The following is a 15315-nucleotide window of genomic DNA, read 5'->3' as shown; positions in this document are numbered from 1 at the left end:
CCGGACAGCTTGATCGGGCAGGACGGCGGATCGCGGTAAAGTGGTTTCGATATTAAACAAGACATGTCGAGGACACAACTCGCTGCCCCTCGTGCCGTCCCGTGTCACCTCACCCGGCCCGACGGCACACATGTGTCCCGACGGCACTCGGCACACATACATGTCCGTGCCTGGTCAGCGGTTTCCGGGACGGTGCGGCGCCAGGAGGTCGCTCAGCCCCATTCGGCCGAGGAACCAGACGCGCTTCTGATCGGCGAGTTCGCTGACTTCCTGCGAGCCGTCGTCCACCGGGTCGACATGGATGCGGAACGGCCGCTCGCCGTGCGGCATGCCGACCACGTCGACGATGGCGGCCGCCACCTGCGCGGCATCCGCGTCCGGCGGTGACAGCTGGGCCAGGCGGGAGCCGACGTGTTCGGCCACGCCGGCGTAACGCGCGTCGTACGCCGGCATCCTGTCCGGCTCCGAGGGGTGGGAGGCCTTGGCGAAGAGGTCCGTTCCCCGGGCGAACACGCCGGGAACCACGATCGACGTCTCGATGTTGAAGCGGGCCAGCTCGGCAGCATAGGACACCGCGAAAGCGTCCATGGCCGCCTTGGCCGCGAAGTACGGGGCCAGATAGGGAGGCGTGCCCCCTTTCGTGCTGGACGATCCCACCCATACGAGCAGTCCCTCCTCGCGCTCACGCATGTGCGGTAGCACGGCGCGGTTGACCCGCTGTGTGCCGATCACATTCGTGTCCAGCACGGCGGCTGTCTCTTCTGGTGTCCAGGCCTCGGCGGGACCGACCAGGAGACGGCCGGCGTTGTGGATCACGACGTCGATGGAACCGCTCTCGGACAACACGGACTCGACGGCCTTCGCCACCGAGACGTCGGAGTTCACGTCGAGTTCGACCGTACGCAGATCCACTTTGTGCTCGCACGCGTGGGCAGAGGCCCGTTCGACCGCGGGAGCGTTGCGTGTCGTGGTATCGCGGATCCCGGCGTGGACCGTGTGTCCTGCCCGGGCCAGTTCCTGTGCGGCCAGTTCCCCGAAACCGGAGCCGCCCCCGGTGATGATGACGGTCTTGCCCATGTGTCAGGCGCTCCTTGCGATCGTGGGGGAGGGCAAAGCCCTCCGGTGTGCGTATGTGCCTCTGCGGCGGTAAGCCGGAGTCCGAGCCCACCGACCGCAGCGCGTGGCGGACATTCATCCTGCCGTTCGCCGGAGCGGGCAGGTGTGAGCCGTTGCCCTGCCGTCCGGGCGGATGCCACGGCCCGGCGAATGCGTCGACGGCCTGCCGGGCGCGCACTGGACGAGCGGGCCTCGGTAGGGGATCCCGTGGTTGGTCTTGCATCAACTCCCGTCGTGTGCAGAGCGAGAAGTCAAAGTATAATATGACCAGTCGTCTTCAGTGAATGGTCGCGCCGTGAACCGAGCTCGCCTCATGACATCACCGGTTCCGCCCGGCAGGATGTCGCGGTCCCCGCGTCCTGTCGGGCCGTATGCCATAGCGGGGTGCCGGACAACTGTGGCCCCGGCGTCATCGCGTCCGGCTCGGCGGTACGGCGAGTGCTCCTTCGGGCAGATCGCCCGGGAGCAGCGTGGTGAGCGCCTCCAGGTCGGGCGCGGCGTGAGAAGCCAGCCGGCTTGCCTGGCGGGTCATCATGCTCTCCAACAACTGGCGGGCCAGACGCGCGTTGCCGAAGGACCGGGTGCGGGGCAGGCCGTCGAGGTGGAACCGCAGGGCCTCCACTGCCGTCGGCGCGCACACGTAGCCCGCTGCCGTCGCCTGTTCCTCCATGATGGACAGCAGTTCGTCGGTGGAATAGTCCTCGAAGGTCACATGTCGGGAGAAGCGGGAGGCCAGCCCAGGGTTGGAGGACAGGAAGCGGTCCATCTCCTCGGGGTAGCCCGCGACGATCACCGCGACCTCGTCGCGGCGATCCTCCATCAGCTTCAGCAGGGTGTCCACGGCTTCGCGGCCGAAGTCCTGCGGCGAGTTCTCGGGTGTCAGTGTGTACGCCTCGTCGATGAAGAGCACGCCGCCGACAGCCTCCTCGAACTTCTCGGCTGTCAGCTGCGCCGTGTGGCCGATGTAGCGTCCCACCAGGTCCGCGCGGCTGACCTCGACGAGCTGGCCCCGGGACAGCACTCCGAAGGACCGCAGCATGTCGGAGTAGAGGCGGGCCACCGTCGTCTTGCCGGTGCCGGGCGGGCCGGAGAACACCGCGTGGTGACTGACCGCGGGAGTCGGCAGCCCCATCGCGGCACGCTGCCGGTAGGTGGTGAGCAGATCGACGATGCCCCCGACCTCCCGCTTGACCGCCGACAGACCGGTCATGGCGCGCAGCCGCGTGAGCACGTCGGACTCACCCGGCTCCTTCTTCACCTCCGTGCGTACTTCGTCGGCCACATCGGCTCCGACGTCCTCCGGCAGCATGAGGATCAGATCCGCCTCACCGGCGTCCGGCAGGGTGGCCAGCCGCAGCGACTGCCGGTCGACCATCTCCTCGAAGACCTGGCGCGCGGCTCGGCCGTTGCCGAAGGTCGCGTCCCGCCGCATACGGGAGAAGTGCAGACCGAGTGCCTCCTTGGTGAGCGGGTCGAGCACATAGCGGTGGCCCGCGCACATGGTCTCGGTGATGGTGACGAGCTCGTCCACCGAGTAGTTCTCGAATTCGATGGTCCGGGTGAAACGGGAGGCCAGGCCTGGATTGGCGGCCAGGAAGTCCTCCATCTCCTTCGGATATCCGGCGACGATCACGACGGTGTCGTCACGGTGGTCCTCGATCAGCTTCACCAGGGCGTCGATGGCCTCCTGGCCGAAGTCGACGCTGGAACCCTTGCTGTCCGACAGCAGGGTGTAGGCCTCGTCGATGAACAGGACACCGCCCTGCGCCTGTTCGAACACCTCGGTGGTCTTGATCGCGGTGCCACCGATCACCTGGGCAACCAGGTCGGCACGGGCCACTTCGACGATGTGGCCCGACGACAGCATTCCGAGGCCGGCCAGGATGCCGCCGTAGAGCCGGGCCACGGTGGTCTTGCCGGTACCGGGCGGGCCGGCGAAGACCAGGTGTCGGCTCATCGGTGGGGCCGGTATGCCCAGTTGTGCCCGTCGCTGGGCGAGCTTGCCCAGGCTCACGAGCATGTTGACCTGCTCCTTGACGTTGGTGAGGCCGGTGAGCGCGTTCAGCTCCGCGACGAGGGCGTTCTCCGGGGAGTCGCCCTCCTTGCGGGCGGTCGCGGACGTGCCGCCGCCCTCGGGGCCGGCCGGCTCGGCGGAGGGATCGGTGCCCTCGTCCGGAGACTTGTTGTCGATGCTGGTCAGGCCGGAGAGCGTGAACTCGGCACGCGACGGCGCCCGCTTGATCCCCGCACCGCGGTTGGACCGTACGGTGCAGTCGGTGGCCTCCATGGGGTGGTCGGTGTCGATCCGGATGCCGTCGCCGGCGTTCCCGCTGAACTCGGAGCTCTTCAGGGTCGCCCGGCCGCCCGTCCCGATCAGGGCGCCGTGGCCGCCGCATCCCAGCACTCGGGTACGGACGAGCGTCAGGTCGCCCGCCTCCTCGACCGCGGCCCCGGAGGCGGAGCAGCCGGAGACCTCGCAGTCCCGCAGTGTGGCCCGCCCGCCGCCTCCGACACAGACACCGGACCTGGCCGCGCCGCGCAAAGCGGAGGTGCCGACGTGCGGATTGCCGCCACCCTCGACTCGCAGGGCGTGCCCCGTGCAGTCACCGACCTCGCAGTCCTCGAAGCGGCCGCGGCTGTTCCCGGCGACCTGGATCCCCGCGCCGCCCGCCTCCCTGATCTGCGCCCGGCGAAGCAGCGGATTGGCTCCGGAGGCGAGTGACACGCCGATCCCGCCCGCCCGCACCACGTCCAACTGGTCGAATTCCGCGGCGGACTCACCCTCCACCAGCACGCCGACGGTCTTGCTGTCCGTCACCCGGGTTCCGCTGAGAGAGGGGGTGCTGGACTCGTCGACATGTACCGCGGCCTGTTCGGCGGTGTCGAAGGCACAGTTGACGAAGTATCCGCGGGAGCGTCCGGTCACGTACAGACCGCTGCCCCCGGTTCCGGAGGTCTCGCAGTAGGACAGCTGCGGGTCGGAGCGGTCCGCCACCACGAAGCCGTGACCGCTGGAGCCGTACACCCGCACATGGGAGAGTTCGGTACGGGCGGAACTCGCGAGATGGACGCCCACGGAGCATTCACGGAGAGTCGTGCGCACCACCCTGAGCGCCGTACTGCCCTCCAGAGCCAGGCCGGGCTTCTCCGCGGCGGTGATCTCGCAGTCCTCCACGATGCCCCGGGACTGGCCGTTGGCCAGTACGCCGTTGCCGCGTGCGTCACGGATACGGCAGTTGCGCACGTCGGCACGGCCCTGCTCACTGATCACCACACCGGAGGTCCCCAGGTTCTCGATCAGGCAGTCCTCTATGGCACTGCCGGTACGGCCCGTCTCCACCACGCCCGCGCCCACGGGATTGGTGATCCGGCAGGAGCGCATCGCGAGAGAACCGCTGCCGCGGCTGAGCAGGGCCGTCCAGCCCGCCCCGAGGATCTCGCAGCCGTCCAGGGCGACCTGGCCGTGGACCGCGTCGATCACCGGCAGTTCGCCCTCACCACCGCGCAGCAGCAGATCGGTCAGCATGACGGCGTCGGCGGCGAGCGTCACGGCGGTGCCCTTGGCGGGAGCGATCTCGACACTGCCGCGCGGGCCGTGGGCGACGATGGTCACCCTGTTGTTCACGACGAGGGTTTCCTGGTAGCTGCCGGGCCGGACGCTGATGACAGCTCCCGGACGGGCGTTGCTCAACGCCGCCCCGATCGTGGTGTGGTCGCACCCGTTCTCCTGGCCGACGGTGATCAGATTGCGGGCCACGCCTGCTCCTTCATGTTCGCGGTGGGCTCAGTGCTGGGTGCCGGCAGCCCAGAGGGTCTGATCGTCGGCGCTCAGGATCACGACGTTGCCGTCGTTCTGGATGACCAGCTCGGCTCCCGTGTGTCCGGCCGTCCGGGAGGACCACAGAGTCTCCAGGTACCCGGAACGGACAACGAGTTCGCCGTTCGCCTTGAACGTGGCGTAGTTGTTCTGCCCCGTGGTGTGCGACGACCAGCGGATCGTGCCGTTCTCGTCCGAGACGACGAGGTCGCCGCCGGACCGCATGGTGACGCGCATCCGGTCGGAAGCGACGGACTCTCCGGCACGCAAGGTGAACGGGTTGCTGAAGACCTTGGTGCTCCACTGGGGGGCGGACCGCTCCTGCGCGGGGACGGCCGGCGCTTCGGTGGCCTGGTCCGAGGCGGTGGCCTCGGCCGGGGTGCCGGCCGCCGGTGAGGACGAGACCGCCTGCTCACGGTCCTGGGCCGGTGCACCGGTCGTCCTGTCCGTGTCAGCCGTCTTGTCCGTGCCGGTGGTGTCGTCCGTCTGCGTCGGGGTGGTCACGGCCGTCGTGGACCGGGCCGTGGCCGTGCTGCCGTCCGTCCGCGTCCTGGCGGAGTCGGCCTCGGCGGACGGTGTCGCGGACACCTTCGCGGATGCGGCGGTGGACGCGGCGGTGGGGCTGGTACCGGCCGTGCTGTCGGACTTCGCGGTGGTGCTGGTGGGCGCCGTGGTCCTGGCCGCGATCGTGCCCGTGGTCCTGACAGCGGGTACGACAGCGGCCGTCTCCGTGGTCCTGGGGTTCGCCGCGGCGAACCCCAGGACCACGGACGATCCGGTCCCCTCGGAGGAACCGTTCTTCGCCGACTCGGCGGCCGACGAGGCCGAGTGCTGTGGCGCATCCGCGGCCGACCGGGCGACGTCGTCCGCGCCGGACGTCTGCCGCGGGTGCGCGGAGGCCGCCGCCGCGCCCGAAGCGGGCTCGTGGCCGGCGGGAGTGTCGGCCACCAGCACCCCGGGGACGACCGGAGTGTCCGCTTCCTGCGTGTCACCGGCGGTGGAGGTCTGCCCCGGCCCGTGCCAGGCTCCGGCGTCGGGATCCATCAGGTTGTCGGCGGACGTGTCCTGGCCGTCGGCACTCTGGTTCTGTACCAGTATCCGGCTGGAGTATGCCTCGGTGTGCCGGTCGGGAGCACCACCGGAGTCCACCGCCACCGGGTCGGCCTGGCCCAGGCCCTCGTACGTCGTCGTACGGTCTTTGGTGTCGAACGTCAGGAACGGCGTGGCGGCGACCACCGCGCCGGCCACGGCGGCGGCGACCAGGAACGGCCGTTCGGTGACCTTCGACGTCAGCCGGGCACTGCCCGGACGGCGTTGGGGCGAGGCGGCCACGGCTGCCGCGCCCTCGACGCCGGCGGTCGCGGGCGAGGGCTCCTGGCCGGCCTCGTCCGTACCTTGCGGACGCCACGCGGCCCGGTCGGTCTCCGGCTCCGACTCCGGCGTGCGGGACGCGGCCAGGGCCGAGGGAAGGGACCGGATCGTGCTCTCGTCCTGGTCGGCTCCCAGCGGATCGGCCGGGGCGAGGGGGCTCATACTCGCTCCGTCGGGCATGGGCAGCGCCGCGGCGCGCCGGATGCGCCGCACGGCGTGGGCCCTGGTGCCGGTCGCGGCCGGTACGGCAGCGGACCTCGGCGTACTGGGGGACATGATGCTCCTCGGGACGGGACGGTGGAAGAAAGGGCTTGGCGGAACCGACTGCTCTCCGGCGAATAGCGGCGGTCTGGGCGTCGGCTTCCGGGAGCGGCGGCCTAGGCGTCGGCTTCCGGAAGCGGGGCCGGTTCGGTTCGTGGGACCGGAGGGCCGAGGTCCTCCTCAGGCGCGGCGGAAGGCAGGTCGAACACGGCACGCAGACGGCGCAGGAGAACGGCGTCCGGGCCCGTGGCGGAGGCGTGCGCCTGCTGCGGTACCTCGTACAGAAGGCCGACGGTGGCCGCGCCGTGACGGGTGATGCCCAGAACCCGGAACCTGGATTCCGGCGCGAAGAGGATGTCGCGCGTGCCGTCGCCCGCCAGGGCGCCGGCACGGCGCCCGGTGACCGACCATATGGCGACGTGGTCGGCGGTCGGGCTCGGGTAGGTATCGGCCACCGCCGTCGCGCGGATCGGCAGGGTTCCCGCCAACGCGGTTCCCACCGCGTCGGGCGTGATGTGCGCGACCAGTTCCTCGGCGGTGCTCATCGCGATGCCCCGGTAGGAAGGCAGACGGCGCATGCCTGCCCTCAGACAGCGGAGCAACGTCCGGCTCTGGTCGTCGTCCTCCGTCAGCCCGGCCCGCAGCCGTGTGTCGTCCACCGCCGTCATGTAGACGTGCACCGCGGCCAGTTCCGCGATCGCGTCGGCGGATCCGTCTCTCGTGTGCGTCTTGGCAAGGCGTGTCATGGCCTGCGACGCGGCCGCACGATGCTGCTCCCAGAAGGGGCCCAGATACGCGCGGAACCTCGCGTGGTCGGTGTCCGAAGCGGCGCGCGCCTGCGGCTTCTCCGCGCCGCGGGCACGCTCGGTCATCCGCAGGGGGGACTCGGAGAAGGAGTTGGCGCTCGCGGTCACCGGAGCATCGCCCGTGGACGTCGCGGACGTACCGGCCGCGGACTTCGCAGAGGTCGCGGAAACCCGCTGTCCGGCGGCCGATGGCACGGCCGCGCCTACGGCGGCGGCGGGCACCGTTGCCGTTGCCGTTGCCGCTGGTGCTGGTGCTGGTGCTGGTGCTGGTGCTGGTGCTGGTGCCGGTGCCGGTGCCGGTGCCGGTGCCGGGGACTTGGTCTCCGGGGACTCGGTCTCCGTGGGCAGTTCCCCCCGGTCCGTCGGCGACCCCGTTTCCGTCTTTGGGAACGTCCGCTCGTCCGCCTGCGGAGCTCCCAACAGTCCCGTCTCCTGTGCCGTCGGTCCCTCCGGGTGGGCTGCGCGCGAGGGTGTCGTTGCCGGGGACGGCGACGAAGAGGCGGTGGACGGCACCGGCTCCGTGGCCCCGGCAACGCCTTGCTGTTGCGGCATCAGGGAGAAGCTGTGCCGGATCGCGAGCCGACGCAGGTGCTCCGTGCCGCCTGCGCCGAGGACACCGTGCACGTGGACGACGGCCCGCTCCCGTACCTCGGGATCGAGTTCTTGGAACAGGCGGTCCAGGCCGGGCCAGAGCAAGTCGTCGAGCGCCCGGCGCGGGGCCCCGAGTTCGATGGCGACGGTGTCCGGGCCGGCCGTACGGGTCGCTGCGACGAGCGGAGGCTCGCTGCCGCGCGGGCCGGCCCACAGGCCGGCGGGGGTGAGCGCCATCTTCCAGGTCCGGCCGAACGGCAGGGCGTCCGGCTCCGCACCCCGGAGCATGGAGGCAGGAGCGCGCCACCTGGTGACACGCACGTGCTCGTGCCGGCCGTCCCTGGCCGGCACGCAGGTGAGGGTCTCCGCGAACGGCCGCCAGGCCGGCGTGCCGTCGGCGTCGACGAGGTACAGCTCCGTCGAGGCATTGGTCGAGGCATTGGTCGCGGCGTCGGTCGTGGCGTCGCCGCTCGGGCCGCCGTCGGTCACCACGGGCACGCCGTTGGCCACGTGTATGTCGGTCCCCAGCAGATCCGCCACGGCCTGCCCGGTCTCCAGCATCGAGCGCCCGTCCAGGGACAGCAGCCGTATGTCCTCGCGCACGTGTCCCGGCAGCGCGGCGATCACCGTCGCCAGTCCGGCGGCCGGGACGCCCGGCGCGTCGACGAGGAGGTGCAGTCGGTCCGGGTCGGGCGGGACGGCGTACGGAAGTGTGTGCACGGCGGCGGAGGTCGCTCCCGCCGGGCGGATCACCAGACCGGCCGGTACCGGCTCGACGACGTGGTCGGCGATGGCGTACCGGTCCACCCGCCGCAGCGCGGACTCCCAGTCGGGAATCGGCAGCCGGCTGCCCACAGGCCGCGGCACCTCGCCGAAGGAGAAGTGCCACCAGCCGCCGGGTGCGTCGGGAAGGTCGGGTGAGAAGAGAGTGCCGTCCGGGACGACGACCGCGGCCCCGGCGGTCGCCAGCACGTCGAGGTCCCACCGTTCACAGATGAGTCTGGCCGCCGACGGCCGCCCTTCGGCCTCGTCGGCTCCCGCCGACATGACCAGCCGCAGCAGACGTACGTCCTCGTCCTTGAACTCCTGCAACAGTGGCCCGAGCTGCCTGCACAGTCCCTCGATGCCGTCCTCGCCCAGGGAAGCACCGACCAGGATGGCGGCCTCGTTCGGGCGGGCGGGGCCCAGCCGGTCGGCGATGTCCGCCAGCCGCCGTGACGGCGTGCTGCCCGTGTGCACCAGGTGGACGTGGTCACGGGCGCGCGAGACCGTCGGGTGCGCGGTCGTTTTCCGGTCGGCGTGCCCCGTTCGTCGGCCGGTGCCGCGCCGGATCATCGCGCGTTCCTCACAGGGATGACGGTCATACGGTCCTCACAGCTCGTGGTCACATCCGGTGGGGCGGCATCGGCACGCGTTTGGGACACCAGCGGGTGCCCGGTCGGTGACGGCCCGGCAGCGCCGGACCGGGAAGCGAGCGGGAAACGTAGGTGTCTGTGCTCCGTCACGTGCGAGACCCACGTGGTCCGGCGATGCCGACCCACTGCCACACGTATGTCTCTCAATACCTATCTTACCCGCCGGCGGCAACGGCGAGCGAGGGCGGCCTGGTCAGGACAGGCCCAACGGAACAGCCCTTAGCATGTCCCCAGGTCCCCGCCGCATCGGACGGCGCGGTCGCAGGTGTTCGTCCCCGGCCGGCCGGCTTCCGCCCCGTTCTCCGGTCTGTCCGCCTTTTCGTCTGCCGCACGGCACACCCACCGGTCTCCACGCCCAGGGAATTCACTGACATGACCGACGACAGCCTCTTCCTCCGCAGTCCCTCCCGTGGAGCCCGGGGAGGTGCTCACGGGCTACGCCCGGCGCGCGGCCCCGGCGCGCCGCGCCTGACGGTGCTGGCCCTTCTGGGGGCGGCACTTGCCGCACTCCCGCCGGTGAGCGCCTCGGCCGCCACGACCCCGGCGGCGATGTCGGCCGCCACCGCGTCGGCCGCGCCGAAGCTGCCGTTGATACCGTCCTCGATCGACCCTGACTCCGGCACATGCACCAAGCCCTCAAACATACATGTGAATGCCACTCCCTGGGCGCAGCAGCGCCTGGACCTGGAACAGGCGAATCGGTACACCCGGGGACACGACGTTCTCGTCGCGGTGGTGGACACAGGTGTGTCACCACAAGCGTACGGGCTCGCCGGGCGTGTCCGGGCGACTGGTGCGGCCGCGCGGGACTGCGTGGGGCACGGTACGTTCCTCGCCGGTCTGATCGCCGCTTCGGCCATGCCCGAGAGCGGGTTCGCGGGCGTGGCACCCGAGGCCCGCGTCCTCGCCGAACGGGGCACGGACCAGTGGGGCCGAGCGAGCGCCGCCCAGGTCGCCCAGGGGATCGAGTCGGCCGTGGCGGCGGGGGCGAGGGTGGTGGACGTGTCGGCCGCCCTGCCCGAGAACACCGCCCAGCTCCAGGCAGCCGTCGACCACGCGATAGCCAAGGACGTGCTCCTCGTGGCCCCTGCCGCGCCCGACACCCAACCCGGGACCACGGCCGACCAGCCCTCGGATCCGCCGCCCGCTCGCTACTGGCCGGCCTCCGCGGACGGTGTGCTCTCCGTGGTGGACGTGGACATCGACGGCAGCCGTCCCGACGGCGTCCCCGAACCGGAACGCGCGGAATTGGCGGCGCCCGGCAGCGGAATCACCGGCATCGGGCCGTCGGGCACCGGGAACTACGTCGCCGGCGGCGCCTCCGTGGCCGCCGCCTTCGTCGTCGGCACGGCCGTACTGGTGCGGGCCCGTCTGCCGCAACTCACCGCGGCCCAGAGCGCCGCCCGGCTCAAGGCGACTGCCGCGCATGCCACGGTGCCGTTGCTCGATCCCGCGGGCGCGCTCAGCACGGTGCTGCCCTCCGGGGCGGCCGCGCCCGCCCCGGAGGAGGGTGCCGTGCACCTGCCCGAGGCGGCGCCCAGGAGCGGTGTCGTCGGCCGTGCCTGGGCACTGGCCGGAGCGTGTCTGATGTCGGGCACCCTGGCCGGCGGCGCCATGGCACTGGCCAGGGCGCGCGCCGTGCGGCGGGCGGCCGGCCGAGGTCCGGCCTGAGAGCCTGTCGGGTGACCTTCGATCAGAGGTCACCCGACAGGCTCTGAGCCGGCGGCCGACCTCTCGGCACGCGAGACGCGACGAGGACCGGGGCGTACGGCAGCCGCCGTATGCCCCGGACACGGGTGTTGTGCCGACTGCCCACTGAGGTGCTGGTCACCGGCCTGCGGGCATCTCCGCCGACTCGGTCTCCAGGAACGCCGTCTGGATCTGCGTCACGCTGCGGCGCGTGATGTAGTTGCCCCGGCCGGGCGGCAGCACCCGCGGCTTGACGTTGCCGAACACATATCCCTCGCTGGGCGGGCAGGACAGCAGCAGGCCCGGTGTGTTGACTTCCAGCATGCGTCGCACCAGCGGGTCGTTGACGCCGCGCATGGAGCCCGCGGCGGACCGGGTGACGATCATGTGCAGGCCCACCTCGTAGCCCAGCGGCAGGTGTTCGAGCAGCGGTTCGAAGACGCTGCGCATGGGACTGCCGACCAGGTCGTAGTCGTCGACGAGGACGAACAACCGTGGCCCGCCCCACCAGTCCGCCCGCCGCATCCGGGCAGGGGTGATCTCCGGGCCGGGGGCCCGTGTCTTCAGCGCCCGCGCCACGCCTTGGACGTACTCGTCCAACTGGTCCACCGACACCGCGTGTCCCAGCCGGTGCTCCTCGGGCACCGACTCGACCAGTTCACGGCGGAAGTCGACCGCGAGGATCTGTGCCTCGGCCGGGGTGAACCGTTCGGTCACCGCCTTCGTGACCAGCCGCAGCAGGTTCGTCTTGCCCGACTCGGTGTCGCCGAAGGCCACGAGGTGCGGTGTCTCGGCGAAGTTGTGCCAGGCGGGCGCCAGTTCCTTCTCCTCGACGCCCAGAGCGATCTCGAAGCGCCGGCTCTCGGGTGCCGGGGCCAGTTCGTGGGCGTCCAGCATCGTCGGGAGCATCCGCACCGGCGGCGCGGCGGGCGCCGACCAGCTCTCGGTCACGGCCCCGACCAGGTCGGCGACGCCGTCGGCGAGGTCGGCGGGGTCGCTGACGCCGTCGATCCGCGGCAGTGCGGTGAGGAAGTGCAGCTTGGAGTCGACCGTCAGACCGCGGCCGGGGATGCGTGGGATGTTCTTCGCCTGCCGGATGTCGATCATGGAGTCCAGCGGGTCTCCCATCCGCAGCTCCAGCTTCGTGGCCGACTGGTCACGGATCGCGGCGGTCAGCTCGACCCAGCGGGTGGTGGTGGTCACCACATGGATGCCGTAGTTGAGACCGCTCGTGGCGAGCTGGCCGATCACCTGCACATGGTCCTGGAAGTCCTGCCGGACGGTCTGCCATCCGTCGACGATCAGGAACACGTCGCCGTGCCGCTCGTCGGGGAACTCGCCCGCCGCCCGGCGGCGGCGCAGCGTCACCATCGAGTCGATCCCGTGCTCCAGGAAGAGCCGCTCGCGGTGGGCGAGCAGCGTCGCCATCTCGGCCACGGTCCGCCCCACCCGTTCGCCCTCCAGCCGGCCGGCGACCGAGCCGACATGCGGGAGGCCCGCCAGCGAGGCGAGCGAACCACCGCCGAAGTCCAGGCAGTAGAACTGCACTTCGCGCGGAGTGTGGGTGAGCGCGAGCGCGGTGATCAGGTTGCGTACCAAGGTGGACTTGCCGCTCTGCGGCCCGCCCCCGATCGCGACATGGCCGCCGGAGCCGCTGAGATCCACCGTCAGCGGATCACGTATCTGTTCGAACGGCTTGTCCACGATGCCGAGCGGAACCCGCAGCCGGCCGCGGCCCTCCCAGTCGGCGGTCGTGAGCCCCAGTTCGGGATCCGGGACCAGCGGCGGCAGCAGCGCGTCGAGGGTCGGTGGTGCGCTCAGCGGCGGCAGCCACACCTGGTAGGCGGGCGGGCCCGCGTCACGGAGCTTGTCGATGGCCACCGCCATCAGACTGGTGTCGTCCTCGTCGTCCGCTCCCGCCCCGGCGGTCCGGTCGGGCTCCTCGGCACTCGGCGCCTCCCGCACGTTCACCCAGTCCCCGGTCCAGGGCATCACCTGACCGGCGATCTTCTCCTGGGCCAGCGTGCCGACCCGCTGTCGGTAGGGGCCCGACACATAGGCGGCGCGGAAGCGGGTGAGCGGCTCCACACCGCTCTTGAGGTAGCCGCTGCCCGGCTGCGAGGGCAGCTCGTAGGCGTCCGGCACACCGAGCACACCCCGGCTTTCCATCGCGGAGAACGTCCGCAGACCGATCCGGTACGACAGGTGGCTCTCCAGTTGGTGCATACGCCCCTCGTCCAGGCGCTGCGAGGCGAGCAGCAGATGAACGCCCAGGGAACGGCCCAAGCGGCCGATGGCCACGAACAGGTCCATGAACTCCCGGTGCGCGGAGAGCAGTTCACTGAACTCGTCGACGACCACCAGCAGACTGGGCAGCGGCGCCAGCGGTGCTCCGGCGGCGCGTGCCTTCTCGTAGTCCAGGGCGGAGCTGTAGTTGCCGGAACTGCGCAGCAGTTCCTGGCGCCGCTGCATCTCGCCGCGCAGCGCGTCCTGCATCCGGTCCACCAGCGCGGCCTCGTCCGCGAGGTTGGTGATCACGGCCGAGGTGTGTGGCAGGGCGTCGAACCCGAGGAAGGTCGCACCACCCTTGAAGTCGACCAGGACGAAGTTGAGGGCCTCGGACGAGTGGGCCAGGGCCAGTCCGAGGACCAGGGTGCGCAGCAGCTCGCTCTTGCCGGAACCGGTGGCGCCGATGAGCATGCCGTGCGGGCCCATGCCGTCCTGCGCCGACTCCTTGAGGTCGAGTTCCACCGGACGTCCGTCGGCCCCGACCGCGATGGGCACCCGCAGCCGCTTGTTCTGCCCGGCACGGCGTTCCCAGTACACCGACGCGGAGTGCCGGTGCAGGTCGGTGATGCCGAGCAGGGCGGTGAGCTGGATGTCCACAGACAGCGGCTGGGCCGCCTCCGCGACCCTCCCGGTGCGCATCGGTGCGAGAAGCGCGGCCAAGGACCGGGCGCCGGCCGCGCCGAGCCGGTCGGCGCGGCCCAGCGCGATCGACGTCTCCCTGCGGCTGCGATCGGTACGTACGATCTTCACCTCGTCGTACGGCCCGGTCCCTGCGGCTTCCTCGGACTCCTCCACGAGCAGGCGCAGCACGGTCCGGCCGGGTTTCCAGGCCAGGCCGTCGGAGACGTCGATCACCACCGAGTTGCGGAATCCGGCGCGCTCGAAGCGGTGACCGGAGGGCACCTGGCCGCCGTCCAGGACGACGACCACGTACGGTTCGTCCTTGCTCGGCGAGGCGCCTGCCTCGAAGAGCGGCCGGTCGGTCAGTTCCTCGCCCAGCAGGTCCTCCAACTCGGCGAGGGTCGAGGTGATCAGCCGGGCGGGCCCCGCACCGTCGGTCTCCTTCGGGTGCAGCGCGTGCGGAAGCCACTTCGCCCACTCCCACTCCGCGCGGCGCTCCGGAGCCAGACAGAACGCGATCATCAGATCCTGCGGAGAGTGCAGCACCGCGAGTTGACCGAGCAGTGCGCGGACGGTCGCCAGCACCTTCTCCCGCTCACCCCGGAACAGGATCCGGGCCCACGCCCGCAGGAAGATCGCGATGGGCTGTCCGGGCACGGTGGAGTAGGCGTTGATGAAGGCGCGCAGCGCGTGCGCGGTCAGCGGGTCGAGGTCCTCGACCGGCTTCGCCGTCTTGTTGACCAGCCGCATCGCGAGCCGCTGCTCGCCGACCGCGATGCGGACCTCCGCGAAGTCCTCGTCGGCGGTCCGGCGTTCCCACAGACGGGAGGTCTTCACGAACGACCACAAGGCGGTCGGCTCGGGGTGCCTCCAGGCCAGTGCGCGCTGCTGCTCGGCGACGGCGGACCGCACCCTGCGCCGCACACCGCCGAGGTAGCGCAGATAGTCCCGGCGTACGCCCTGCATCTTCTGCTTGCGCTCGGAACCGGACTTCACCAGCTGTCCGACCAACATCATGATCATCGACAGCAGCATCAGTCCGACCACCAGGTAGATGACCGGGCCCGTTCCGCTGCCGATACGTGTGTACAGCAGCACCATGCCGACGGACATGCCCGCCATCGGCAGATAGGTGAGCATGTTGGCCGAAGACGACGGTGCCGCCTCCGCGAGCGTCGGTGGTTCCTGGAGCGTCAGCTCGCCGTCGGGCAGGTCAGGACCGCGGCGGCGGGCCGGCCTGCGGAAGAAAACCACACTCAACTGGGCTCTCCTTCAACTGTGCACAGGGCGATTCACGGGCCCCGCGCGGAAGGATGTGGGGCCTGGAGCGCGGGGCTCA

General features: G+C 71.0%; 7 protein-coding genes. 1 reads left to right on the top strand and 6 read right to left on the bottom strand.

What is annotated here, in order from left to right:
- Positions 1 to 174 precede the first annotated feature (174 nt).
- From ACFVUT_RS22440 to ACFVUT_RS22420, 5 genes are all read right to left on the bottom strand, one after another.
- Positions 175 to 1077 carry an SDR family NAD(P)-dependent oxidoreductase gene (locus tag ACFVUT_RS22440; protein ID WP_389653594.1) on the bottom strand — a complete coding sequence of 301 codons (903 nt, stop codon included), beginning with the start codon at positions 1075 to 1077 and terminating at the stop codon, positions 175 to 177.
- A 448-nt stretch (positions 1078 to 1525) separates the two neighbouring features.
- Entirely contained in the window at positions 1526 to 4873 is a 3348-nt protein-coding gene (locus tag ACFVUT_RS22435; RefSeq protein WP_389653591.1) for a right-handed parallel beta-helix repeat-containing protein, read from the bottom strand.
- A gap of 27 nt (positions 4874 to 4900) precedes the next feature.
- On the bottom strand, positions 4901 to 6580 hold the full coding sequence (locus ACFVUT_RS22430; RefSeq protein ID WP_389653588.1) for a hypothetical protein: 1680 nt from the start codon (positions 6578 to 6580) through the stop codon (positions 4901 to 4903).
- Between the two features lie 101 nt (positions 6581 to 6681).
- Positions 6682 to 9297 carry a hypothetical protein gene (locus ACFVUT_RS22425; protein ID WP_389653585.1) on the bottom strand — a complete coding sequence of 872 codons (2616 nt, stop codon included), beginning with the start codon at positions 9295 to 9297 and terminating at the stop codon, positions 6682 to 6684.
- A gap of 508 nt (positions 9298 to 9805) precedes the next feature.
- Entirely contained in the window at positions 9806 to 10021 is a 216-nt protein-coding gene (locus ACFVUT_RS22420; RefSeq protein WP_389653582.1) for a hypothetical protein, read from the bottom strand.
- 4 nt (positions 10022 to 10025) lie between these two features.
- Here ACFVUT_RS22420 and ACFVUT_RS22415 point away from each other — a divergent pair, with 4 nt between their 5' ends.
- Entirely contained in the window at positions 10026 to 11048 is a 1023-nt protein-coding gene (locus tag ACFVUT_RS22415; protein ID WP_389653579.1) for a S8 family serine peptidase, read from the top strand.
- Positions 11049 to 11204: 156 nt separating this feature from the next.
- Here the strand turns inward: ACFVUT_RS22415 and eccCa are convergent, their stop codons facing one another.
- The gene (gene eccCa, locus ACFVUT_RS22410; protein WP_389653816.1) at positions 11205 to 15230 is read right to left on the bottom strand and encodes a type VII secretion protein EccCa; all 4026 of its coding nucleotides are present in this window, start codon (positions 15228 to 15230) and stop codon (positions 11205 to 11207) included.
- Positions 15231 to 15315 lie beyond the last annotated feature (85 nt).

The organism is Streptomyces sp. NPDC058051 (genome assembly GCF_042885475.1).
GTDB lineage: Bacteria > Actinomycetota > Actinomycetes > Streptomycetales > Streptomycetaceae > Streptomyces.
Note: the sequence above shows the minus strand (reverse complement) of the source record. Positions and strands in the feature narration are given on the sequence as shown.